Raw genomic sequence first — 23,670 nt, forward strand, 5'->3', positions numbered from 1 at the left:
CATGGCCGCGCCGCTGCGACTGCTGCTCACCACCGACGCGGTCGGCGGCGTGTGGCAGTACAGCATCGATCTTGCCGGCGCGCTGGCGCATCAGGGCGTGGAAACGGTGCTGGTGCAGCTGGGACCACCGCCCAGTGACATGCAGCGAGCCGAGGCGCTGGCGCTGGCGCGTGTCACCCTTGTCGAAACCGGCCTGCCGCTCGACTGGCTGAGCGACGGCCCCGCCCCGATACGCGCCGCAGGCGCGGAAATCAGCGATTTGGCGCGACGTCACCGCGTCGATCTGGTGCAGGTCAACATGCCGACCCTTGCCGCGACGATGGACCCCGGCGTGCCGGTGCTGGCAGTCACGCATGGCTGTGTCTCCACCTGGTGGCATCATGCCCGGCCGAGCGTGCCGCTGGACCCGAGCTTCGCCTGGCATCACGCTCTCACCAGTCAGGGACTTCGCGTCGCCGATAGCGTGGTGGCGCCCTCGGCGGGCTATGCCGAGATGGTCCGCGCGCATTATGGGCTGCCGACGCGGCCCCTCGTGGTCCATAACGGCCGCGCACCGCTCGCACCCGCCGGAAGCGCGCCCGTTCGGGATGACGTGCTCACCGTCGGGCGGCTGTGGGATCGAGTGAAGGGCGCCGAACTGCTCGATCAGGTGGCGGCAAGGCTTTCTGTGCCGTTCCATGCCGCCGGTGCCGCGACCGGTCCGCACGGTGAGACGGTGCGGCTCGACCATCTCCATCTGCTTGGCCAGCTGGACAGCGCGGCGCTCGCGCAGCGGCTGGCCGCGCGCCCCATCTTCGTCTCCGCCGCCTGCTTCGAGCCGTTCGGGCTTGCGGTGCTGGAAGCCGCCGCCGCCGGCTGCGCGCTGGTGCTGGCCGATATCCCCGTGTTTCGCGAGCTGTGGGACGGCGCCGCGCTGTTCGTGCCACCCCGCGCACCCGACGCCTATCATGCCGCGATCGAGCAGCTGATCGGTGATCTCGCGCTGCGCTGCAGCTTGGGCGCCGCCGCCGCCGAGCGCGCTCGCCGCTACACCCCTGCGCGCATGGCCGATGCCATGCTGGCCCTCTACCGCCAGCGCCTCGCCGCGCGCGCGCCCGCCGGAAAGGTCGCGGCATGAAGATCGTCTATTTCACCCATTCGCTCGCCTCGTGCTGGAACCATGGCAACGCGCATTTCCTGCGCGGCGTGCTCAGCGAGCTGATCGCCCGCGGCCATGACGTGAAAGTCTGGGAGCCGGAGGACGCCTGGAGCCTGGCAAATCTGCTGCGCGACCATGGCGAGGAGGGTCTGGCGCCGTATCGCGACGCCTATCCGGAGCTGCGATCCTGCACCTACACGCCGATGTGCACGCCCGCCCAGATGATCGGAGACGCCGATCTGGTGATCGTTCATGAGTGGAATGATCCCAAACTGGTTTCCCGCATCGGCCACGCCCGGGCGATGGGCGGCCGCTTCACGCTGTTGTTCCACGACACCCATCACCGCGCGGTCAGCGAGCCGGCGGCGATGCAGGCCTATGATCTCGACGACTATGACGGCGTGCTCGCCTTTGGCGAGACGCTGGCCGAGGTGTATCGCGGCTGGGGCTGGGGCAATCGCGTCTGGACGTGGCACGAGGCCGCCGATCTGCGCCGCTTTCAGCCGCCCGCAGCGGAAGGCGATCGCGAAGGCCTGGTCTGGATCGGCAATTGGGGCGACGGCGAACGCACCGAGGAGCTGGAGCGCTTCCTGTTCCGGCCCGCGGCCGAGGCGCGCCTGCCGCTCGACATCTACGGCGTCCGCTATCCGGACGACGCCAGGGCGATGCTCGCCCGCCACGGCGCGCGCTATCATGGCTGGGCGCCCAATGCCCGTGCGCCGGCGATCTTCGCCCGGCACCTTGCCACCGTCCATGTGCCGCGCCGCTACTACGCGACGATCCTGCCGGGCATCCCGACGATCCGGGTGTTCGAAGCGCTGGCCTGCGGCATCCCGCTCGTCTCCGCGCCCTGGGACGATGCCGAGCAACTGTTCCGGCCCGGCACCGACTATCTGGTTGGCCGCGACGGCGATGAGATGGCCCGCCATCTCACGGCGCTTCGGGACGATCCCGATCTGCGCGCCGCGCTGGTCGCTCATGGCCTCGAAACGATCCGCACCCGCCACAGCTGCGCCCACCGTGTCGACGAGCTGCTCACCATCGTCGCGGGTTTGAAATCTCCCCTCCCGCTTGCGGGAGGGGTCGGGGGGGGGACGGACGTGGAGGCTCTCGCCCGTGCGTTGGCGCACACCCAACCGCTCTCCCCTCCCCCAACCCCTCCCGCAAGCGGGAGGGGAGCGCAGACGATTAGCGCCGGACACCTCAGCACCAAGGACGCCGCATGAAGATCGCATTCTATGGATCCAGCCTGCTCTCCTCCTACTGGAACGGCGCCGCGACCTATTATCGCGGGATCCTCAAGGCGCTGGCCGCGCGCGGCTACGACATCACCTTCTACGAACCCGATGCGTTCGAGCGCCAGCAGCACCGCGACATCGATCCGCCGTCCTGGGCGAAGGTGGTGGTCTATCCCGCGACCGACGACGGACTGCGCCGCGTGCTGGCCGAGGCGCACCACGCGGATGTGGTGGTGAAGGCGAGCGGCGTCGGCGTGTTCGACCGCGAGCTGATCGAGGCGCTGCGCACGGCGCCGCGTGCCGATGCGCTGCGCATCTTCTGGGACGTCGACGCCGCCGCGACGCTGGACGAGATGCGCGCCGATCCCGCCCATCCGGTCCGCGCCACGCTCCCCGAGATCGACCTGGTGCTCACCTATGGCGGTGGTCCGCCGGTGATCGATGCCTATACCGCAATGGGCGCGCGCGAGTGCATCCCCGTCTACAACGCGCTCGATCCCGAGACGCACCACCCCGCCCCCGCCGATCCGCGCTTTACCGCCGATCTCGCGCTGCTCGCCAACCGGCTGCCCGATCGCGAGGCGCGGATCGAGGAATTCTTCCTCCGCGCCGCGTCGCTGGCGCCCGATCGCCGCTTCCTGCTCGGCGGCAATGGCTGGCACGACAAGGCGATGCCGTCGAATATCCGTGCGATCGGCCATGTCGGCACGGCGGATCACAATGCCTTCAACTGCACGCCCCAGGCGGTACTCAACGTCGCGCGCGATTCGATGGCGGCGATCGGCTTCTCCCCCGCCACCCGTGTGTTCGAGGCCGCCGGCGCCGCCGCGTGCCTGATCACCGACGCCTGGGAAGGAATCGAATTGTTCCTCAAGCCCGACAGCGAGGTTCTCGTCGCGCGCGACGGTCAGGACGTGGCCGAGCATCTCGCGGCGCTCACCCCCGACCGCGCCCGCGCGATCGGCGCGGCCGCCAAGGCGCGGGTGCTGGCCGAACACAGCTACGACCTCCGCGGCGCGCAGGTCGATGCGATCCTCAAATCGCGCCAGCCCCGCGAAAGGAAAGCCGCATGAAGCTGATCGTCCTCGGCCTCAGCCTCGGCTCCTCCTGGGGCAATGGCCATGCCACCACGTTCCGCGCGCTGCTCCGCGCTTTCGCCGCACGGGGACATGAGGTGCTGTTCCTCGAGCGGGAGGTGCCCTGGTATGCCGGCGCGCACCGCGATCTGGTGGATCCCGATTTCTGCCGGCTGGAATATTATCAGACCCTCGCCGATCTCGACGCCTGGCGCGAGGCCATCGCCGAGGCCGATGCGGTCGTCGTTGGCTCCTATGTGCCGGACGGGGTAGAGATCGGGCAGTTCGTCCAGGGTACGGCAAAAGGCGTAAAGGCCTTTTACGACATCGATACGCCGGTCACCCTTGCCAAGCTGGCGCGCGGCGAGTTCGACTATCTCACCCCGGCGCTGATCCCGGGCTATGACGTCTATCTCAGCTTCACCGGCGGGCCGACACTTACCCGGATCGAGCGCGAGCTTGGCAGCCCCGCCGCGCGGGCGCTCTACTGCTCGGTCGACACCGACGCCTATCGCCCGCTCGATGTCTCCAAGCGGTGGGATCTGACCTATCTCGGCACCTACAGCCCCGATCGCCAGCCCACGCTGGAGAAACTGCTGCTGGAACCGGCACGTCACTGCCCGGAGAAACGCTTCGCGGTCGCAGGTCCGCAATATCCGGACGACATCGACTGGCCGGCCAATGTCGAGCGGATCGAGCATCTGCCGCCGGCCGAGCATCCCGGCTTCTATTCCGCCTCGCGGATGACGCTGAACGTCACCCGCGCGGACATGATCGCCGCCGGCTGGTCGCCTTCGGTGCGGCTGTTCGAGGCGGCGGCGTGCGGCACGCCCATCCTGTCCGATCGCTGGGACGGGATCGAGAGCCTGTTCGTCCCCGGCGACGAGATCCTGCTCGCCGACACGACCGAGCACGCGATTACCGCGCTCCACCGCGATAGCCAGGCAATCGGCACCGCGGCACGGCGGCGTCTGTTCGAGGGGCATGATGCCGCCCACCGCGCGGCCGAACTGGAAGCGCATCTCGAAGAAGCCAGAGCGCGCTCACCCCGCACGCGCCACGATAGGAATGCCCCGATGATGAATTCTGACGCGAAGTCGCTGATCCTGGTCGCCGGGGGTGCCGGTTTCATCGGCTCGCATCTTTGTGCAGCGTTGCTCGATCGCGGCGAGCAGGTTGTCTGCCTCGACAATCTGCAAACGTCCAATCTCGACAATTTGCGTGATCTGGAGGGGCGAGCCGGTTTCGAGTTCGTGCGCGGCGACATCGTCGATCAATTGCCCGCAACCATCCTCGACCGCACCCATCGCTTCAAGCAGATCTACAATTGCGCCTGCGCCGCCTCGCCGCCGCAATATCAGGTCGATCCCGAACACACCATGCTAACCAACGTGGTTGGAACGGACCGCCTGCTGCGGCTCGCTGCCGAGGCTGGGGCCCGCTTCCTGCTGACGTCGACGTCCGAAGTCTATGGCGATCCGGAAATGCATCCCCAGCGCGAGGAATATCGCGGCTGGGTAAGCTGTACGGGTCCCCGCGCCTGCTACGACGAGGGCAAGCGTGCGGCCGAGGCGCTTACCTATGATTTCTGCCGCACCGGCAGGGCGGAGGTGCGGGTGGCGCGCATCTTCAACACCTATGGTCCCCATATGCAGTTCGATGATGGGCGGGTCGTATCGAACCTCATCGTTCAGGCGCTCGCCGGCAAGCCGCTGACCCTGTATGGCGACGGCAGTCAGACACGCAGCTTCTGCTACGTCTCCGATCTCGTGCGGGGCCTAATGCTGCTAATGAATAGCGATATCACCGGCATGGAACCGATAAACCTCGGTAATCCCCATGAAATCACCGTTGGCGAACTGGCGACCCAGGTGGCGGGTTTCGTCGATGAAGCCGTTGCTATTGAATATCATCCGCTTCCCGTGGACGACCCGCGCCGACGCAAACCCGATATCTCGCGCGCACACGCGCTGTTGGGCTGGGAGCCGCGCGTGTCGCTGGCGGAAGGGCTGGCGCGTACGTGCGCCTGGTTCGCGCAGGCGATGGACACAAGGCTCACGCAACCGCGTCCGCTGGAGGCGGCAGCTGAATAAATGGTCGATTCGGCCTTGATGGCCAGGGAGGAGAACGCCGCGCTCTGCCCGCTCGGGACGCGGCGTTGCGCCCCATCGGTGCCAGATGTCAGACCATGCGCCCGCACCTACACGACGAACCGATTTGGATGATTACACCCAAGCCATAGCGGATGCTCATGCCGATCCGGGGTACACCGCGTAGCCGTTGCCGGAAGCGCGCAGCAACGTTCATCAAACAGCGCGGCGCGCGCCCGGCGGACGCGTACCTCGCCGACGCGCCCGCACTTGCGGAGTCGACGCGTCAGCGGTCGAGCCGCTAAGGCCTGCCGCCATGAGCGATGCGCCCCTGCCCCATCCCACCCGCTGCGACCGCGCTTGGGTGGACGACGCCGTCCGCACGATCGATGCCGAATTCAATCGCTCCGCCGATACGCACCTGGTGCGGGTGGAGCTGCCGGGCGCGCCGGGCATCACATTGTATCTGAAGGATGAATCCAGTCATCCGACCGGCAGCCTGAAGCATCGCCTGGGGCGCTCGCTGTTCCTGTATGCGCTGTGCAACGGCTGGATTGGCCCCAACACGACGATCGTCGAAGCATCGAGCGGGTCCACGGCGGTATCGGAAGCCTATTTCGCCAAGATGATCGGCCTGCCTTTCGTGGCGGTACTGCCGCGCGGGACCTCGCCCGAAAAGATCGAGGCGATCGAATTCCACGGCGGTCGCTGCCATGAGGTGGCCGACCCCCGCTCGGTGCGCGCCGAGGCACAGCGCCTGGCCGGCGAACTGGGCGGCCATTTCATGGACCAGTTCACCTATGCCGAGCGCGCGACCGACTGGCGCGGCAACAACAACATCGCCCAGTCCATCTTCGAGCAGATGGCGCAGGAAGCGCACCCGATCCCCACTCACATCGTCTGCGGCGCGGGCACCGGCGGTACCTCGGCCACGATCGGCCGCTATCTGCGCTATCGCCGGATGGAGACGCGCCTGTGCGTCGCCGATCCCGAAGCCTCGGTGTTCCACCGCCACTATGCTGATCGCAGCGTCACCACGGTCGACGGTGCGCCCTCCTGCGTGGAGGGCATTGGCCGCCTTCAGCTCGAACCCTCGTTCCTGCCCGAGGTGATCGACCGGATGATCACCGTACCCGATGCCGCCAGCCTTGCCGCCGCGCTTCGCATCAGTCGCGTGCTCGGCCGGGCCTGCGGGGTCTCGACGGGAACCAACATCTGGGCGTGCGCAACGCTGATCCGCGAGATGCGCGCTGCCGGCCAGGCCGGGTCCATTGTCACGCTGCTGTGCGACGATGGCCGCCGCTACGCCTCTACCTGCTTCGATTCCACATGGCGCGCGGCGCATGGCTTCGAAACCGGCACGCACGAGAGGGCACTTGACGATCTTTTCGGATCGCGGAGCTGAAAACCGTCATCAACCCGTCATCCCGTTGCTGCACCCCGCCGCAGATATCGGCTTTACACGACGGAGTTGAGACGGGAATGCGGGATATCGGGACGACGCGGCGACGGTTTCTGGCGGCAGGCGCGCAGGCGGCGGCGGCTTCCGCGCTGCCCGCGTCGATCGCGCGCGCCGCGGCGATCCCGGCCGATGTGCGGACCGGGACCCTGGCGGACGTCGCCCATGTCGTGATCCTGATGCAGGAGAACCGCAGCTTCGATCACTATTTCGGCACGCTGAAAGGCGTGCGCGGCTTCGGTGATCCGCTGACGGTGCCGCTGCCGGCCGACCGCAGCGTGTTTGCACAGGAAGCGGCGGACGGGCGCCTGGTCGGGCCGTTCCATCTCGCGACCAAGGAGCATTTCGAGCTGATGCGCGTGGCGAGCACGCCGCACAGCTGGCCCGATGCGCAGGCGGCCTGGGATCAGGGCCGCATGCAGCGCTGGGCCGCCGCCAAGACCGATCGCGCGATGGGCCACTACACCCGCGACGACCTGGAATTCCAGTTTGCGCTCGCCGAAAATTTCACGATCTGCGACGCCTATCATTGCGCGGTGCATACCGGCACCAACACCAACCGCCTGTTCCTGTGGACGGGGACCAACGATCCCAGCGGGATGATGGGCGGCCCCGCGATCGGCAACTCGCACGACGAGCTGGCGGTCAAGGGGGGGCATCCCGATTCCTACCGCTGGACCACCTATCCCGAGCGGCTGCAAGCGGCCGGGATCGACTGGCGCATCTATCAGGACATGGCGGACAATTTTACCGACAATCCCCTGGTCGGCTTCGCCGCCTATCGCGAGGCGCAGCCGGGTTCGCCGTTGCACGAGCGCGCGCTGACCACACACGGCCTGGACCGGCTGCGCGCCGACGTGCTGGCGGGCAAGCTGCCACAGGTTTCCTGGATCATCGCCGACGCCAAGGGCAGCGAGCACCCCGCGCCGTCCAGCCCGGCGCAGGGCGCGGCCTATACCGCCGCGGTGATTGACGCGCTCACCGCCAATCCGGACGTGTGGGCCCGCACGGTGCTGATCGTCAATTTCGACGAGAATGACGGTTTTTTCGACCATGTGCCCCCGCCCTGCCCGCCGTCGCGTGATCCTGCGGTGCCGGGCGCCTTTGCTGGGATCTCGCAGGTCGACACCGCCAATGATTATCACCAGATCCCCAGCGTCGCCGACGAGAAGTCCGAGCGCGCCGAACTGATCGGCCGCCCCTACGGCCTCGGCCCGCGAGTCCCCTGCTATGTCGTCTCGCCCTGGAGCCGTGGCGGCTGGGTCAATTCGCAGGTGTTCGACCATACCTCGGTCATCCGCTTGCTCGAGAAGCGCTTCGGCGTGGAGGAGCCCAATATCTCCGCCTGGCGACGTGCGATCTGCGGTGACCTCACCAGCGCCTTCGACTTCCGCACGCCCAATCGCCGCGTAACGCCGGCACTGCCGGATCCGCGTCCGCTCGCGGCACGTGCCGCCGCCGTACCGAAGCAGCCGGAGCCGAGTGCACCCGTCGCTGCGGATCAGGCCCCGGCGCAGGAACCCGGGATCCGGCGCGCGCGGGCGCTGCCCTACGCGCTCGAAGTCAACGAAGCGGGCATCGACTCCCGGAACATCGGGCTGCGGCTCGAGTGCCCCGGTGCGCCGGCGGTGGTGCATGTCTATGATCGGCTGCGGCTCGATACGCTGCCCCGCCGCTACACGCTCAAGCAGGGTGGCACGATCGACGCCGAATGGCCGCTCGATTCACAGGGGCGCTACGACCTGTGGCTGCTGGGTCCGAACGGCTTTCATCGCCAATTCGTCGGCCAGGGGAGCGCCCATGCCGGCGCCGTGCGCTGGCAGCAGCAGCGCCGCGCCGGCGCCCCGCAGTTGATCGTGCAGGCGCCCGCCGCGCTGACCTCCGAATGGCCGCGCCACCCCGCCCTGCGGGCGCTTGTGGGCGGCGAAACGCGCGTGTCGCTCGCTGGAACCGGCGGCTGGTACGATCTGGTGCTCCGCGATCCCGATGCGCCCGGTTACCGCCGCCGCGCTGCCGGGAGGATTGAAAATGGCAGCGACGGTTGGTCGGAGCCGCCGTTGACCAATGTTAAGGTTTCCCAAATCGATTAGACACGATACTGTCAGCGCTGACAGAATAAAATCGCATCTGGGGGGCTGGACAATTGAAGTCAGTGGGCTTGGTCGAGCTGGCGAAGATCGCGGGCGTGTCGGTTTCGACTGCCTCCCGCGCCTTGTCCAATCATCCGCGTGTGGCGCGCAGCACACGCGAACGTATTGTCGCGCTCGCCCAAGAACATGGCTTTCGCTTGAACCAGACCGCCAGCGCGCTGCGCAAGCAGCGTACCGGCGCGATCGGCGTGGTGGTGCCGCTGGGCCATGAAGTCGATCAGGCGCTGTCCGATCCCTTCTTCATGGGCCTGCTCGGCGGCCTGGCCGATGCGCTCACCAGGCGTGGCTATGATCTCTTCCTGTCGCGCGTCGTGCCGCAGGGGCCGCGCTGGCTGGACGATATCATCGCCTCGGGCCGGGTCGACGGCATCATCCTGATCGGCCAGTCGGACCAGCTGGACGCGATCGAACGGGTCGCGGGTAGCTATGATCGCATGGTGGTGTGGGGGGCGGCCCGGCTGGGATCGGACCAGATCACCGTCGGCACCGACAACGTCACCGGCGGAGAACTCGCCGCGCGCCATCTGATCGCGCGCGGTTGCCGCCGGCTCGCCTTTCTCGGCAATCCCGAGGCGCCGGAATTCTCCGATCGCTATCGGGGTTTCCACGCTGCGATCAGCGAGTCCGACGACGTCGCGCAAACGGTGGTTCCCATTCATCTGACGATGGAAGACGCCTATCGCGAAATGGTCGCCTATCTCGCCGCCAATCCTGCGCCGGACGGGCTCCTCGCCGCATCGGACGTCATCGCGATGAGCGCGATGCGCGCGCTGGCGGAACGCGGGCTGCGCGTGCCGGAGGATGTCGCGGTGATCGGCTATGACGACATCCTGCTCGCCGGCTACACGTCCCCGGCGCTCACCACGATCCGGCAGGACGTCGTGTACGGCGCCAACCTGCTCGTCGATTTGCTGCTGGCGCGCATTGCCGGGCAGAATGTCGGATCGGTCGCGATGCTGCCGGAATTGATCATACGCGATTCGGCGTGAGGCGGCTCAGGCGCCGGCCGTCACCAGAACTTGGTGCAGCGCCGCGGCGATCGTCCGCGCGTCGAACGGTTTTTCGATGACGACGACCGAATCGAGGCCGATCGGCAGATGGTCGCGCCCATAGCCGCTCACGAAGAGGAAAGGGATGTTCCGCGCGACCAGCGCGACGGCCACCTCGTCCACCAACGCACCCTGCAGATTGCCGTCGAGCAGCACGGCGTCAGCCTCGGTATCCGCGATCGCCGCCAGCGCCTCTTCGGCCGTGGAGGCCATGCCGGCACCCGTCATGCCGAGGTCCGCGAGGATCGTGGCCAGTTCCATCGCGACCAGCGGCTCGTCCTCCACGATCAACACGCGCTTGCCGAGCAAGGCCGCATTGCCGCCGGGGGGCAGCATCGGCATCGTCTTGTGGCCGCCGCGCGCTTCGCCCCGCAGGCGGACTGCACTGGCATAGGGGATGGTGAGCTTCCACGCGACGCCCGCATCGCCATAGCGCGGGACTGCGCTGCCCCCCTCTGCCTTGAGGCTGCGTTCGATCAGCGCGGTGCCGAAACCGCGCCGGGTCGGCGGGGCCACGGCCGGTCCCCCGCTTTCCTGCCAGTCCACCTCCAGCATGCCGCCGCGCACGCCCCAGTGCAGTGCCACACGACCGTCCGGCACCGAAAGCGCGCCATATTTGTGCGCGTTCGTCGCCAGCTCGTGCAGCACCAGGGCGAGATGCAGCGCCGGCTCGGGCGCGAGATCGACGGCCGGCCCTCCGGTATCGATGCGGGCCGGGTCGATGGTGCCCGTCTGGAGCTGCCCCTCGACCAGTTCCTGCAGGCTGGCGCCCTGCCAGGTCGTGCTGCTGAGCAGCGAATGGGCGCGTGCGAGCGCATGGATGCGGCCGATGAAGGTCGGCGCGAAGTCCGACGGGCCGGAGGAATGGCGCAGCGTCTGCGTGGCGATCGCCTGCACCGAGGCAAGCGTGTTCTTCACCCGGTGGTTGAGCTCGCCGATCAGCAAGCGCTGGGTTTCCTCCGCACGTACCCGATCGGTGACGTCGAGGATCTGGGTGTTGACCGAGAGCAGCGAGCCGTCCGCCCCGAGCAGCGCCGAGCCATATACCTCGCAGTCGAGGGTCACGCCCACCGCGGTCCGCATGCGCAGCGGCCGCATGTCGCGGACATGCTCGCCGGCGATCATCCCGCGGATCATCGTGTCGAACCGCGCGGCATGTTCGGCATCCAGCCATTCGAGCTCGGAGGGGCGCAGGCCGGACACTTCCACCGCGCGCCAGCCGAACATCCGCTCCGCCCCGGCGGACCAGGCAATGATCCGCTGCTCGGCATCGAATTCGACGATCGCGAGCGGCGAATTGTCGCGATGCGCCTTCAACCGGGCGAGCGCTGCGGCATGGCGGTCGCGCTGGCGGGCGATCTCCTGCCGCTGCGCCGCCAGCTCGACGAAAATCTCCACCTTGTTGCGGACGATCTGCGGATCGACCGGCTTGAGCAGATAATCGACCGCGCCGGTCTCATAGCCCCGGAAGCGGCGGCGCTCGTCGGTGGCGACGGCGGTGAGGAAGATGATCGGCACGCGCCGGGTGCGCTCGGTGCCGCGCATCAGCTCGGCGAGCTCGAAGCCGTCCATGCCCGGCATCTGCACGTCGAGCAGCGCAAGTGCCACGTCATGCACCAGCAGCAGTTCCAGCGCCTCCATGCCCGAGGCGGCGGTCAGCAGCTCCAGCCCCTCCTGCGCGAGCAGGGCCTGCAGCGCGATCAGGTTTTCGGGCACATCGTCGACGGCGAGGACCTTCACGGGGTCACGCATCAGTCGTCACCTGCACTTGGGCGGTGTTGCGCCGATAGATGCGCTCGCCTGCGTCGAAATCGGCAAAGGCATCGGCATGGCGCGAGAAACGCAGCGTCTCGCGAGCGCCGAGCCCCAGAAAACCGCCGCGCACCAGCGACTCGCCGAACAGCCCGAGCGCACGATCCTGCAGGTCACGATCGAAATAGATCAGCACATTGCGGCTGGAGACCAGCTGCGCCTCGGCAAACACCTGATCGGTGGCGAGGCTATGTTCCGCGAAGACGGCGCGGGCACGGAGGCTCTTGTCAAACACCGCGCCACCATAGGCCGCCGTGTAGTAATCGGAAAGCGAACTATGCCCGCCGGAAAGGCGATGATTCTCGGTAAACTGCGGAATCCGTGCCAAATCGAAAATGCCCGCCTCCGCCTTGGCGAGCGCCGCCGGGCTGATATCGGTGCAATAGAAGATCGTCCGGTCCTCCAGCCCTTCCTCGCGGAAGAGGATCGCCAGCGAGTAGAATTCCTCGCCGTTGGCGCAGCCGGCGATCCATACCTTGAGCGAGGGCCAGGTGCGCAGGTGCGGCACCACCTTTTCGCGCAGCGCACGGAAATAGGCGGGATCGCGGAACATCTCGCTCACCTGGATGGTGAGGAAGCCCATGAGTTCGGCGAATACCGCCGGTTCGCGCAGCAGCCGGTGCTGGAGCTGCGAAAGCCCCGCGCAGCCGAAACGCTGGCAGGCCCGCTCCATTCGCCGGTGCAGCGAGCCCCGCGAATAGCCGCGAAAGTCGTACTGATAGTGCCGCCAGATCGCTTCGAGCAGCAGGTCGAGCTCGATCTCCTCGTGCGGCAGAATCGCTTCATCGATCACCGCGGCATCCACACCCGCACCAGGCTGAGCAGCTTGTCGATGTCGAGCGGCTTGGCGAGATAATCGTTCGCGCCGGCATCCAGGCATTCCTGCTGGTCGCGCGCCATAGCCTTGGCGGTGAGCATCAGGATCGGCAGCGTCTTGCCCCAGGGCTGCTTGCGGATCTCGCGCGTGGCGGTCAGGCCGTCCATCTCGGGCATCATCACGTCCATCAGCACGAGATCGACCGGATCGGCGAGATGGCGCGCCGATTCGTCAAGCGCGTGCAGCGCCTCGCGGCCGTTGCGGGCGATGCGAACCTTGACCCCATGGGGCTCAAAAATGCTCGTCAGCGCATAAACGTTCCGGATGTCGTCCTCGACCACCAGGATCGAACGGCCTTCCAGCGCGGCGTCGCGGCCCAGCGCCTTGGCGAGCAGCGCCTGCTGGGGCTCGGGCAGCTCGGAGACGACCTGGTGGAGGAAGAGCGTCACCTCGTCGAGCAGCCGCTCGGGCGACTTGGCGCCCTTGACGATGATCGACTTGGAATATTTGCGCAGCCGCAGCTCCTCGTCCTGGCTGAGGTCGCGGCCGGTATAGACGATCACCGGCGGGAAACCGACGCTGTCGTCCTCGCTCAGCCGGTCGAGCAGGTCGAGGCCCGAGGCGTCGGGCAGGTTGAGATCGAGCACCATGCAGTCGAACGTCTCCTGGCCGAGCCGTTCGAAGGTCTGCGCGGCGGAGTGGGCCTGCACCGTCTCCACCTCGCGCGAGGCGAGCAGTTGCTTCACGCTTTCCGCCTGCTGCGCGTCGTCCTCCACCACCAGCACGCGGCGCATCCGCTGCGACATGCGGGCTTCCAGCCCCTCCAGCATGTCGACCAGCTGCTCGCGCCTCACCGGCTTGAACAGATAGCCGACCGCGCCGCTCGACAGCGCGGCCTGGCTGTCGTCGTCGACCGAGACGACGTGCACCGGGATGTGCCGGGTGCGCACGTCGCGCTTGATCCGGTCGAGCACCGACAGGCCGGTATGGTCCGGCAGGTTCATGTCGAGGATCACCGCGTTGGGCACATATTGCCGGGCGAGCAGCGCGCCCTCGTCCGCAGTGCCGGCGATCAGGCACTGGAAGCCCAGATCATGCGCGATGTCGCACAGGATCCGCGCGAACACCGGATCGTCCTCGACGATCAGGATCACGCGGGAATCGCCCGACAGCTTCTCGCGATCGTCCTCGGTCGGCTCGGCGCTGCGACGGCGGCCGGGCTTGGGATTGGAGGGCTGCGGCTTGACCGGTGCCGGGCTGGGGCTCGGCAGCGGCGCCGCCGCCTGCACCAGCGCGGGGTCATAGGCTTCGGGCAGCACGAGCGAGAAGGCGCTTCCCGCCCCCGCCTCGCTCTCGACCAGCACTTCGCCGCCGAGCAGCCGCGCCAGCTCGCGCGAAATCGACAGGCCCAGGCCCGTGCCGCCGTATTTGCGGCTGACCGTCCCGTCCGCCTGCCGGAACGCCTCGAAAATCACCTGCTGCTGCTCGGCCGGGATGCCCACGCCGGTGTCGCGCACGGTGAAGGCGATCCGACCGTCCGGCCGCCGCGTCACGCCCAGCGACACCTCGCCCTTGGCGGTGAACTTGATCGCATTGGACAGGAAATTCTTGAGAACCTGCTCCAGCCGCTGCGGATCGGTCTCGATCTCGCCGGGCGCACCCGCCGCCTGTTCGATCCGGAACTCCAGCCCCTTGGCGCTGGCCGAGGCCCCGAACACCGCCTTCAGCTTGTCGAGCAGCGGCGCGATGCGGACGCGGCGCGGCTGGAGTTCGAGCTTGCCGGCCTCGATCTTCGAGATGTCGAGAATGTCGTTGATCAGCGTGAGCAGGTCGTTGCCCGAGGTCTCGATCGTCTCGGCGTGACGGACCTGCTCGGCGCTGAGATTGCCCGCACGGTTTTCCGCCAGCAGCCGTGCCATGATCAGCAGCGAGTTGAGCGGCGTGCGCAGCTCATGGCTCATATTGGCGAGGAATTCGGACTTGTAGCGGCTGGCCTGTTCGAGGTCGGCCGCCTGCTGCTCCAGCGAGCCCTGCGCGCGGGCGAGTTCGTCGCGCTGCAGCTCCAGCGCGCGGGTCTGCGCCTCCAGCTCGGCATTGCTCTGCTCAAGCGCGGATTGCTGCGCCTCCAGCCGGGCGGCGGTGTCCTGCAACTCGCGGCTCTGCGCCTCCAGCTCGTCATTGTTGACGCGCAGTTCCTCGCTCTGGACCTGCAGCTCCTCCGCCTGCTTCTGCGTCTGCTCCAGCAGGTCGCGGAGCCGGGCGCGGTACTTGCCCGATCGGATCGAGACGCCGAGCTGGCCGCTGATCCGGTCCAGCAGCGCCCGGACCTGCGCATCGACCGCGCCGGAGAAGCCCAGCTCGATCACCCCGTTGATCTCGCCGTCCGCTTCGGTGACCCCAATCAGCAGCGTCCGCGGCTGCGCCTGGCCCAGGCCGGAGCCATAATAGAGATAGCCTTCCGGCACCTGCTCCAGCACGAACTGCCGCCGATCGGCGATCGCCTGGCCGAGCAGGCCCTCGCCGGGCTTTACCCATTCGGGCAGCGGCGCCTCGCCCGGCACGGCGTAGGTGCCGCGGCGGCGGAAGCCCGCCCCGCTGGGATCGCGCACAAAAATGGCGCCCGCCTGTGCACCGCTATAATCGGCGAGGAAGCGCAGCGCGGCGGTGGCAAGCTCGTTGAGCGGCAGTTCGCCGGCGACCGCCTTGGCGAGCCCGACCTGCCCCGATTGCAGCCATTCCTCGCGGCGGATCGCCAGGCGGTTGCGGATGAAGGCGAAGCCGATGCCCGCGAGGATCCAGATGATCGCGGTGCCGAGGACGCGGTTGATCAGCACCACCTGCGGATCGACGCCCGGCGGGGCCAAGGTGAAACCGGCGAAATTGAGCAGGGTCGCCAACGCCGCCACGATGAGCGGCACCACCGGTCGCCGCGCCACATAGGCGATCACCGTCGGCAGCAGATAGCCCGCCCAGGTCGCGGTGCCGAGCGGCAGCACCGTGTCGGCACCGAACGGCAGCACCAGCAGCGCGGCGAGGCCTGCATAGAGGGGGACGGAGGACGTGCGGCTGCGCGGAATGAGCGACATATGGAAACTCAAGGGGATAGGCTGGGGCCGTAGCTACCCGCCTTTCGCCTTCCGTCGCAACCCCGACTGCCTGGCGGCCCGGCGGCGCACGGCCGCCGCATCGTCAAAGGCCCAACACGGCCCGGTCCGCGGTCGCCGCCGCGAGATCGGCACGCGCGACCAGCGCCTGGTAGCGCGCATCGAGCGCGCGCAGTCGCGCATCGGTCGCGCTTTCCTCGCGCTGGTTGATGAGGAAGAAGTCGCTCGCGCCCATGTCGAAGCGGCGCTGCTCCGCTGCCGCCATTCTGCCCGCCAGCTCGGCCTCCTGCCCGGCGAGATCGGCGACCCTGTCGGCGCCCTCGATGCCGATCGCGATGCCCTTCACTTCGATGGCGATCTGTTCTTCCAGCATCCGGTGGCGCGTGCGCAGGCCGTCAATCTCCGCCCGTGCCTCGGCGATGCGGCCCCTGGCGGAGCGACGCTCCAGCGGCACCGAGAATTTGACGCCGACGATCGCCTCGGCCGGCGTGCGCGACGGACCACCCAGCCCGATCGCGCCGACATCCTTGCCCAGCTCGGCCCGGGCATCGAGCCGCGGCTTGAGGTCATTTTCTGCCAGGTTGAGGCGTGCCAGCGACTGGTCCATCCGCACCAGCACGGTCTTCAGGTCGGGCCGCAGGATCGGGCCCGCCTTGCGCGGCGCGATCGCCAGCTCCGGCAGCGCATCGGGCAGTTGCTCGAGCGCCGGCACCAGCGGCGCCCCATTGGCGTCGCGCCAGAAGAAGGACAGCGCATTGGCCGTTTCGGCAAGCTTCTGCTCCGCCTGCGCGACCAGCGAGCGCCTGCGGGCAAGGTTCTGGTCATTCTCGGTGATCAGGATCTGCGGGCGGGCGCCCAGTTGCACCTGCCGCGCCAGCTGCGCGCGCCGCTTCTCGGAGAGCGCGAGCAGATCGCGATAGGCCTTGAGCCGCAGTCCGGCGATCGCCCAGGCCTGATAGGCGCCCATCGCGCGGCGCTGCACGCCGATCGCCACCATCTCGCGCTCCAGCCGGGCGACGTCGACATCCTGATCGGCCAGACGCAGCTTGGTGCGGCGCTCATCCGTGACGCGATCCCGCAGCAGCGAGAAGACCGCGCCGACTTTGAACTCGCCGAGCTGGTTGGTGTAGGCCTTGTCCTCATAGACCGGGAACCGCCCGCGCGAGACGCGATAGCCGGCGTAGAGCCCGCCGCCATTATTGTCCAAGGCGCGGCTGGCCTTCGCCTCCGCCACCGTGCCGTCGTAATAGCCGAAGGGCCGGGTCTGGGCGTCGACGTCGAACACCACGTCGAATGCCCCCTCGGCGCTCAGCGCCTTGCCCTCGGCCTGGCGCTGCCTGGCCAGCGCCTCGATGATCTGCGGCGCGTTCTGCGCCGAGGAACGCAGCACCTGATCCAGGGTAAGCGGCCCCTGCGCCGCGGCGGGCACCGCGAACGCCAGGGCGCAAAGGGCAAGCAGCAGCCGGATCATTTCTTTTTCTTCTTGTAGACGTCCATGCTCTTCTCCTCGCCCTTGTCGGCCGCGGTGCCGAATTCGAGCGGGAAGTCGTTGAGCTGGCGCCAGAGTTCATAGCCGACCGGCACCGTTTCGCCCTGCACCCAGCCGCGCACCTTGGCGCCCAGGCGGACGAAGCGGTCCCCCGGCCAGGCGAGCGTGCCCGGCATCGGCTCGATCAGCACGCGGAACAGCCCGTCGGGCATCGCCGAGGGGTCGACCGAGCGCACCCGCCCGTCGAACAGCCCCCAGGCCATGGACGGCCAGCCGCTCAGCTGGATCGCGGGCCAGCCCTCGAACTCCAGCCGCACGCGGCGGCCGGGGCGCACCAGCGCGATGTCGCGCCCGTCGACCATCAGCTCGACGACGCGCTCGGTGCCGCCCTCGGGCGCCAGCGTCGCCAGCTCGGTGCCGGCGCTGACCAGCGTCGCGCCGGCGGCGGCGTTGAGCGTCTGGATGCGGCCGTCACGCGGCGCGCGAACGATCTGCACCGCTTGGCGATTGAGCGACACCTCGATCCGGTTGAGCTTGGCCCGCGATTCGGCGAGCTTCGCGCCCTGATCGGCGACGCGGATCTGCGCCTGTTCATAGTCGCGCCGCGCCGCCAGCCCTTCGTTGAACAATGTCCGCGCGCGGTTCACGTCGATCGATGCCGTCGCTCGTGCGCTTTCCACCGACGCGATCTCGGCGAGCACCTGGTCGCGCTCGGCGGCGAGGCGGGCGAGCAGCTCGGGATCGTTGTCCGAGATCTTGGCGATCGGATCGCCCTTCTTCACCGCCTGGCCATCGGTGACGAACCAGCGATCGACCCGGCCCGGCACCAGCGCGGTGACCGACTGGACACGGTCGTGCGGATCGAGCGCGACCACCTGCCCCCGCCCCGCCGCGGTCTGCACCCAGGGGACGTAGACCATGGTCACCCCGAGCAGCGCGATGGCGATCACGATCATCCAGGCGATGACGCAGGCGATGCGCGGCGGGCGCATGCCGGCCAGCGTGGGGAAATGGCCGATATGGTCAGGCCGGAAAGGCATTGCGTGCCTCCTGCTCGCTGAGGGTGGCACGGAGCGCGTCGAGCGTCTCGAAGCGCGCCTGGGTGGTCTTGCCCAGCCACAGATAGCCGTCGCGGTGGATCGCCTCGGGACGGCCCGTGAAGAGGAGCACGGTGGTGCCCGCCTCGCGCAGCGCATCGAGCGCGGCGGCCAGGCGCTGCGGCGGGATCAGGTCGTACAGCGGGCCGAGCAACAGCACCTTGGGCCGCGCCAGCAGCGCATTGGCGAGCTTGAGCGCCATCAGCTCGCCGATCGACAGCGGATAGCCCGAGGCGGCGAGCGGAGTCTCCATCCCCTCGGGCAGCTGGCCGATGCGGACATCGAGCCCGACCAGCGCCAGCGCGTCGAGCACCCTGCCCGCCGGGATGCCGGCACCGGCCAGACCCAGATAGTCGCGGATGCTGATCTCGACGATCGTCGGGCGATCGAGCACGATCACATCCGAGCGCAGGCGATAGACGTCGAGCGCTTCCAGATCGACGCCGCCCACCATCACCAGCCCGCGATCGGGCTGGAGGTTGCGCTTGAGCAGCATCGCCAGGCGGGCGTCCATCGTCGGCGCCGCCGCCACGACCAGCTGCGCGCCGGCGGAAATGGTCAGGTCGATACGGGCGTCGCCGGCCTCCACCTCGCGCAGCCGCACCTCGCCATTGCCGGGCGCTTCGCTGCTGCGCGTGGGGGCCTCGTGCGGGATGGCGTAGAGCAGCGAGACTTCCTCGGCCGCTGCGACCATGTCGTAAAAGGCGTCGAGATAGGTGCCGAGCTGGCCGAGACCGTAGAACACGCCCGACAGGATCAGCTCGGCCGCGACCAGCTGGCCGATCGACAGCTGCCCCTGCAGGATCAGCCAGCCGCCCATCGCCAGCAGCGCCGCGCTGGCGGTGGCGTAGAGCAGCAGATAGGCGCAGGTCTGGGTGAAGCTGAAGCGGAAATGGCGGCGATGCGCGGCGACATAGGCGGCGGTCATCGTCTCCGAGCCGTCCATCGCGAAATCGAGATGGCGGCTCGACTTGTAGAAGCCGTTCGAGGTGCCCAGTCCTTCCAGCCAGCGCGCCGCATCATGCTTGGCATGGCTGAGCGCCACCGCCGAGCGGATCGCGCCGGGCGACCAGAGCTGCCAGATCAGCCATACAAGCGCGATCAGGATCACGTTGAAGGCGAGGAAGAAGGGGTGGTAGAAGCTCGTCACCACCAGCCCCACCACCGATTGGAGCAGGATGGTGAAGCCGCCGATGACGAGGCTCGGCACGCTCTTCTGCACCGTCATCAGGTCGAAATAGCGGTTGAACAGGTCGACCCGGCGGGCATCGGCGAAGAAGGGGTTGCGGGCATGCACCGCGCGGATGGTGATCTCCGCCATGGTCCGCGCGAACAGCCGCCGCTCGAACAGCGCCATGATGTGGACGCGCAGGGCCGCAAGGATCACCACGATCAGCAGCAGCGTGAACAGCAACAGCGACAGCGTGATCAGCGGCGCCGGCAGCGCGATCTTGGCCACGCTGTTGATCAGCAGCTGGACCGAGATCGGCGTCGCCAGCGAGAGCAGGCTGATGGCGATGCCATAGACCATCGCCAGGCGCAGATAGCCGCCATCGGGCCCGATCACCTCGTTCAGCCAGCCGCGCACCTGCGCCCAGCCGATCCTCTGTTTCGCCATCGCTCCACCATCTCCCTTCACGATCGATGACGTGCGTGCGGGAAGCCATAAGAACAATGGCTACTCAGCTATATCACCGATAGGAAATACCTATATCCTCGACACAGGCAACCAGCTCCTCCGCCAGTCTCTTATAGGCCGGTGCCCGACCGACCCCGCTGCGCCACAGCAAGCCGAGTTCGCGATAGTGTCGCCCGCTTCGAAAGGGCCGTGAGACCACGTCGTCCCCCGGCCGGATCTCCTGACGCACATATAGCTCGGGGAGTACCGCCAACCCCATGCCCATGCCTGCCATCTGCCGGATCGCATCGAGGCTGGTGCCCTCATATTCCGCGCGCACCCGGGCGCCCGCTTCCTCGGCGATGGCAATGGTCTGCTCGGCCAGGCGATAGCCGCGCTGAAGCGTGAGCAGATCCTGCCCGGCCAGATCCTCGGTGCCGATCGCCGTGCGCGCCGCCAGCGGATGGTCTGCCGCCATGGCGAGATGGAGCGGTTCGCGGAACAGCCGTTCGGCGTGCGTGCCGGGCGCCTGCAACGGCAACTGCGCCAGGATCACGTCGTGCGTGCCTGCCGCCAATCCCTCCACCAGCTGGGCCGGCGGAGTCTCGCGCACATGAACGCGCAGGTCATGAAACTGCTGGTGCAGCCGCGCGACGAGGCGCGGGAGCAGATAAGCGCCGATCGTCGGCGTTACGCCAAGGCGGATGGTGCCGAGCAGAGCGGTATCGCCCCCGCCGGCCAGCTCGCCGAGATCGCGGACCTCCAGCAGGATACGCTGCGCACGCACTGCGACTTCGCGCCCCAGCGGCGTGAGGAAGGCGCGCGCGCCGCGCTCGACCAGCGGCGCGCCAATGGCGTCTTCCAGCTGGCGGATCGCCTGGGAAAGCGATGGCTGGCTGATGCCGCAGCGGGCCGCAGCGCGGGTGAAGCTGCCTTCTCCGCCCAGCGTCACCAAATAGCGCAGCTGGCGCAGCGTGACCTGCTTCTCGAAGTCCAGGGGCGGCGGAGTCGCGATCATCGGCTCGCCTGATGGCGAAGATCCACCGCCGCTGTCACTATGCTGTTTACCGGAATTGCCACAAACCTGCACTCGCACGCAATAATATGTTGGGAATCAAGTAGGTATTTCAACGCATATTTGGTTTGTGTTAGCGATATCGGTCTATGGACGGTCGTATGGAAATGCGGAAGATCTGCCAGGGGTGCCGTGACGGCACCGATTTCGACATCCCGTTCGCGATGGCGTTCCAGCCGATCGTCGATACCGAGACCGGCACGCCCTTCGCCTATGAGGCGCTGGTTCGCGGCGTAGACGGATCGGGTGCGTTCGGCGTGCTGTCGCAGGTTACCGACGAGAACCGCTATGCCTTCGACCAGGCCTGTCGGGTCAAGGCGATCGAAACGGCGATGGCCGCCGGCCTGATGGACAGCGGCGCCTGCCTGTCGATCAACTTCCTGCCCAACGCGGTCTATTCGCCGGTCGCCTGCATCCAGCTGACGCTGCAGACCGCCCGCGCCGTGGCGATGCCGCTCGACCGCCTCATCTTCGAATTCACCGAGAACCAGCTGATCGCGGATCCCGATCATGTCGCCAACATCATCGATTCCTACAAGCAGATCGGCTTCAAGGTCGCGGTCGACGATTTCGGCGCGGGGCATTCGGGGCTCGACCTGTTCGCCCGCTTTGCGCCCGACGAAGTGAAGCTCGACATGGCCTTGGTCCGCGGCATCGACCGCGAGCCGCGCCGCCAGGCGATCGTCCGCGCGATGGTCGGCATGTGCAGGGAACTCGACACGCTGCTCATCGCCGAAGGAATCGAGACTGCCGAGGAAGCAGCCGTGCTGCGCGACCTCGGCGTGCGCTACCACCAGGGCTATTGGTATGCCCGGCCGGCACTCGGCGTGCTGCCCGCGATCACCCCGGGGGCCTAGTCCTGCCGCGACTTGGCCTATAGAGGAACGGTGAAGCCCGATGCCGGGCGCCCATTTCTCTGCAGGCAGGATCCATGACCGTCCTCATCAAGGAAGCCGATCTGATCGAGAGCGTCGCCGACGCGCTCCAGTACATCTCCTACTACCACCCGATGGATTATATCCGCGCGCTGGGCGACGCGTATGCGGCCGAGCAGGGCCCCGCCGCGAAGGACGCCATCGCCCAGATCCTGACCAACAGCCGGATGTGCGCCGAGGGGCATCGCCCGATCTGCCAGGACACCGGCATCGTGACGGTCTTCATCCAGTGGGGCCAGAAGTGCGTGCTGGACAGCGAGCGCTCGCTGCAGGACGTGGTCGATGAAGGCGTCCGCCGCGCGTACCTGCACCCCGAGAACCGCCTGCGCGCCTCGATCCTGCGCGATCCGGCGTTCAGCCGCGTCAATACCAAGGACAATACCCCTTGCGTGCTCAACGTCGAGATGGTCCCGGGCGACCATGTCCATGTCGAGCTCGCGGCCAAGGGCGGCGGCTCGGAGAACAAGTCGAAGTTCGCGATGCTCAACCCGAGCGATTCGATCGTCGACTGGGTGCTGGAGATGGTCCCGAAGATGGGCGCCGGCTGGTGCCCCCCGGGCATGCTCGGCATCGGCATCGGAGGCACCGCCGAGAAGGCGGTGACGCTCGCCAAGAAGTCGCTGATGGGCGACATCGACATGGCCCAGCTCAAGCAGCGCGGGCCCCAGAACGATATCGAACGACTCCGCATCGAGATCTTCGACAAGGTCAACGCGCTCGGCATCGGCGCGCAGGGCCTGGGCGGACTGGCGACGATCCTCGACGTGAAGATCCTCGACTATCCGACCCACGCCGCCTCCAAGCCGATCGCGATGATTCCCAATTGCGCCGCCACCCGCCATGCGCATTTCAGCCTCGACGGCAGCGGCCCGGTCTATCTCGACCCGCCCAGCCTCGACGAATGGCCGAAGGTGGAATGGACGCCGTCGAAGGAATCGATCCGCGTCGATCTCGACACGCTGACCCCCGAGGTGGTGGCGAGCTGGAAGCCGGGCGACCGGCTGCTGCTCAACGGCAAGATGCTCACCGGTCGCGACGCCGCGCACAAGCGCATCCAGGACATGCTGTCGCGCGGCGAGGAGCTGCCGGTCGATTTCAAGGGCCGGGTGATCTATTATGTGGGCCCGGTCGATCCGGTACGCGACGAGGTGGTCGGCCCCGCCGGCCCTACCACCGCGACCCGCATGGACAAGTTCACCGAGATGATGCTGGCGCAGTCCGGGCTGATCGCGATGGTCGGCAAGGCCGAGCGCGGTCCGGTGGCGATCGAGGCGATCCGCAACCACAAGGCCGCCTATCTGATGGCGGTGGGCGGGGCGGCCTATCTCGTCGCCCGCGCGATCAAGGGCGCGCGCGTCGTCGGCTTCGAGGATCTCGGCATGGAAGCGATCTACGAGTTCGACGTGAAGGACATGCCGGTCACCGTCGCCGTCGATGCGACCGGTGAGAGCGTCCACCACACCGGCCCGCTGGTGTGGCGCGAGAAGATCGCCCGCGAGAAGCTGCTCCAGTCGGCCTGATGC

16 protein-coding genes are annotated in these 23,670 nt (G+C 67.8%); 9 read left to right on the top strand and 7 right to left on the bottom strand.

The features are described from left to right. Window position 1 precedes the first annotated feature (1 nt). The 7 genes from S2M10_RS02425 to S2M10_RS02460 all read left to right on the top strand — a co-directional run bounded on the left by S2M10_RS02425 (window position 2) and on the right by S2M10_RS02460 (window position 10,140). Window positions 2–1,117 carry a glycosyltransferase family 4 protein gene (locus tag S2M10_RS02425; protein ID WP_168844693.1) on the top strand — a complete coding sequence of 372 codons (1,116 nt, stop codon included), beginning with the start codon at window positions 2–4 and terminating at the stop codon, window positions 1,115–1,117. Further along, complete coding sequence (locus tag S2M10_RS02430; RefSeq protein WP_247650570.1) at window positions 1,114–2,364, top strand: glycosyltransferase; 1,251 nt, start codon at window positions 1,114–1,116, stop codon at window positions 2,362–2,364. The genes S2M10_RS02425 and S2M10_RS02430 overlap by 4 nt, the downstream gene beginning before the upstream one ends. Then, a complete protein-coding gene (locus S2M10_RS02435; RefSeq protein WP_168844694.1) occupies window positions 2,361–3,449 on the top strand; it encodes a glycosyltransferase in 1,089 nt (362 codons plus the stop codon). The genes S2M10_RS02430 and S2M10_RS02435 overlap by 4 nt, the downstream gene beginning before the upstream one ends. After that, window positions 3,446–5,545, top strand: a complete 2,100-nt coding sequence (locus S2M10_RS23055; RefSeq protein WP_348770518.1) for an NAD-dependent epimerase/dehydratase family protein — start codon at window positions 3,446–3,448, stop codon at window positions 5,543–5,545. The genes S2M10_RS02435 and S2M10_RS23055 overlap by 4 nt, the downstream gene beginning before the upstream one ends. Before the next feature lie 313 nt (window positions 5,546–5,858). Continuing rightward, window positions 5,859–6,947, top strand: a complete 1,089-nt coding sequence (locus S2M10_RS02450; protein ID WP_168844695.1) for a PLP-dependent cysteine synthase family protein — start codon at window positions 5,859–5,861, stop codon at window positions 6,945–6,947. 77 nt (window positions 6,948–7,024) lie between these two features. Next, window positions 7,025–9,091: a phospholipase C, phosphocholine-specific gene (locus S2M10_RS02455; protein ID WP_168844696.1), complete on the top strand. Its 2,067-nt coding sequence runs from the start codon at window positions 7,025–7,027 to the stop codon at window positions 9,089–9,091. A 62-nt stretch (window positions 9,092–9,153) separates the two neighbouring features. Further along, a complete protein-coding gene (locus S2M10_RS02460; RefSeq protein WP_168845090.1) occupies window positions 9,154–10,140 on the top strand; it encodes a substrate-binding domain-containing protein in 987 nt (328 codons plus the stop codon). A gap of 6 nt (window positions 10,141–10,146) precedes the next feature. Here the strand turns inward: S2M10_RS02460 and S2M10_RS02465 are convergent, their stop codons facing one another. The 7 genes from S2M10_RS02465 to S2M10_RS02495 form a co-directional block, all read right to left on the bottom strand. Beyond that, window positions 10,147–11,952: a response regulator gene (locus S2M10_RS02465; RefSeq protein WP_168844697.1), complete on the bottom strand. Its 1,806-nt coding sequence runs from the start codon at window positions 11,950–11,952 to the stop codon at window positions 10,147–10,149. Beyond that, entirely contained in the window at window positions 11,945–12,817 is an 873-nt protein-coding gene (locus S2M10_RS02470; protein WP_168844698.1) for a CheR family methyltransferase, read from the bottom strand. Before S2M10_RS02470 ends, S2M10_RS02465 begins: the two co-directional genes overlap by 8 nt. Then, window positions 12,802–15,915 carry a response regulator gene (locus S2M10_RS02475; RefSeq protein WP_168844699.1) on the bottom strand — a complete coding sequence of 1,038 codons (3,114 nt, stop codon included), beginning with the start codon at window positions 15,913–15,915 and terminating at the stop codon, window positions 12,802–12,804. The genes S2M10_RS02470 and S2M10_RS02475 overlap by 16 nt, the downstream gene beginning before the upstream one ends. A gap of 103 nt (window positions 15,916–16,018) precedes the next feature. After that, window positions 16,019–17,404 (bottom strand): TolC family protein, encoded by a 1,386-nt coding sequence (locus tag S2M10_RS02480; protein ID WP_168844700.1) that lies wholly within the window; start codon window positions 17,402–17,404, stop codon window positions 16,019–16,021. Further along, window positions 17,401–18,462, bottom strand: coding sequence for an HlyD family efflux transporter periplasmic adaptor subunit (locus tag S2M10_RS02485; protein ID WP_168844701.1), 1,062 nt, complete (start codon window positions 18,460–18,462; stop codon window positions 17,401–17,403). Before S2M10_RS02485 ends, S2M10_RS02480 begins: the two co-directional genes overlap by 4 nt. Further along, window positions 18,446–20,137: an ABC transporter ATP-binding protein gene (locus S2M10_RS02490; RefSeq protein WP_168844702.1), complete on the bottom strand. Its 1,692-nt coding sequence runs from the start codon at window positions 20,135–20,137 to the stop codon at window positions 18,446–18,448. Before S2M10_RS02490 ends, S2M10_RS02485 begins: the two co-directional genes overlap by 17 nt. 73 nt (window positions 20,138–20,210) lie before the next feature. Next, window positions 20,211–21,155: a hydrogen peroxide-inducible genes activator gene (locus S2M10_RS02495; protein ID WP_168844703.1), complete on the bottom strand. Its 945-nt coding sequence runs from the start codon at window positions 21,153–21,155 to the stop codon at window positions 20,211–20,213. Between the two features lie 164 nt (window positions 21,156–21,319). Between S2M10_RS02495 and S2M10_RS02500 the strand changes: the two genes are divergently transcribed. Both S2M10_RS02500 and S2M10_RS02505 read left to right on the top strand, forming a co-directional pair. Continuing rightward, window positions 21,320–22,069: an EAL domain-containing protein gene (locus S2M10_RS02500; protein WP_211090848.1), complete on the top strand. Its 750-nt coding sequence runs from the start codon at window positions 21,320–21,322 to the stop codon at window positions 22,067–22,069. Between the two features lie 74 nt (window positions 22,070–22,143). Further along, complete coding sequence (locus S2M10_RS02505) at window positions 22,144–23,667, top strand: fumarate hydratase (protein WP_168844704.1); 1,524 nt, start codon at window positions 22,144–22,146, stop codon at window positions 23,665–23,667. Window positions 23,668–23,670 lie beyond the last annotated feature (3 nt).

This window comes from Sphingomonas sp. S2M10 (genome assembly GCF_012650175.1).
Taxonomy (GTDB): domain Bacteria; phylum Pseudomonadota; class Alphaproteobacteria; order Sphingomonadales; family Sphingomonadaceae; genus Sphingomonas.

What these genes read in the sequence shown, in the direction of transcription:
- S2M10_RS02495 (WP_168844703.1), bottom strand. Translation starts at nt 21,155, where the DNA reads ATGATCGCGACTCCGCCGCCCCTGGACTTCGAGAAGCAGGTCACGCTG.
- S2M10_RS02480 (WP_168844700.1), bottom strand. Translation starts at nt 17,404, where the DNA reads ATGATCCGGCTGCTGCTTGCCCTTTGCGCCCTGGCGTTCGCGGTGCCC.
- S2M10_RS02505 (WP_168844704.1), top strand. Translation starts at nt 22,144, where the DNA reads ATGACCGTCCTCATCAAGGAAGCCGATCTGATCGAGAGCGTCGCCGAC.
- S2M10_RS23055 (WP_348770518.1), top strand. Translation starts at nt 3,446, where the DNA reads ATGAAGCTGATCGTCCTCGGCCTCAGCCTCGGCTCCTCCTGGGGCAAT.
- S2M10_RS02465 (WP_168844697.1), bottom strand. Translation starts at nt 11,952, where the DNA reads ATGCGTGACCCCGTGAAGGTCCTCGCCGTCGACGATGTGCCCGAAAAC.
- S2M10_RS02485 (WP_168844701.1), bottom strand. Translation starts at nt 18,462, where the DNA reads ATGCCTTTCCGGCCTGACCATATCGGCCATTTCCCCACGCTGGCCGGC.
- S2M10_RS02455 (WP_168844696.1), top strand. Translation starts at nt 7,025, where the DNA reads ATGCGGGATATCGGGACGACGCGGCGACGGTTTCTGGCGGCAGGCGCG.
- S2M10_RS02425 (WP_168844693.1), top strand. Translation starts at nt 2, where the DNA reads ATGGCCGCGCCGCTGCGACTGCTGCTCACCACCGACGCGGTCGGCGGC.
- S2M10_RS02435 (WP_168844694.1), top strand. Translation starts at nt 2,361, where the DNA reads ATGAAGATCGCATTCTATGGATCCAGCCTGCTCTCCTCCTACTGGAAC.
- S2M10_RS02490 (WP_168844702.1), bottom strand. Translation starts at nt 20,137, where the DNA reads ATGGCGAAACAGAGGATCGGCTGGGCGCAGGTGCGCGGCTGGCTGAAC.
- S2M10_RS02450 (WP_168844695.1), top strand. Translation starts at nt 5,859, where the DNA reads ATGAGCGATGCGCCCCTGCCCCATCCCACCCGCTGCGACCGCGCTTGG.
- S2M10_RS02430 (WP_247650570.1), top strand. Translation starts at nt 1,114, where the DNA reads ATGAAGATCGTCTATTTCACCCATTCGCTCGCCTCGTGCTGGAACCAT.
- S2M10_RS02500 (WP_211090848.1), top strand. Translation starts at nt 21,320, where the DNA reads ATGCGGAAGATCTGCCAGGGGTGCCGTGACGGCACCGATTTCGACATC.
- S2M10_RS02475 (WP_168844699.1), bottom strand. Translation starts at nt 15,915, where the DNA reads ATGTCGCTCATTCCGCGCAGCCGCACGTCCTCCGTCCCCCTCTATGCA.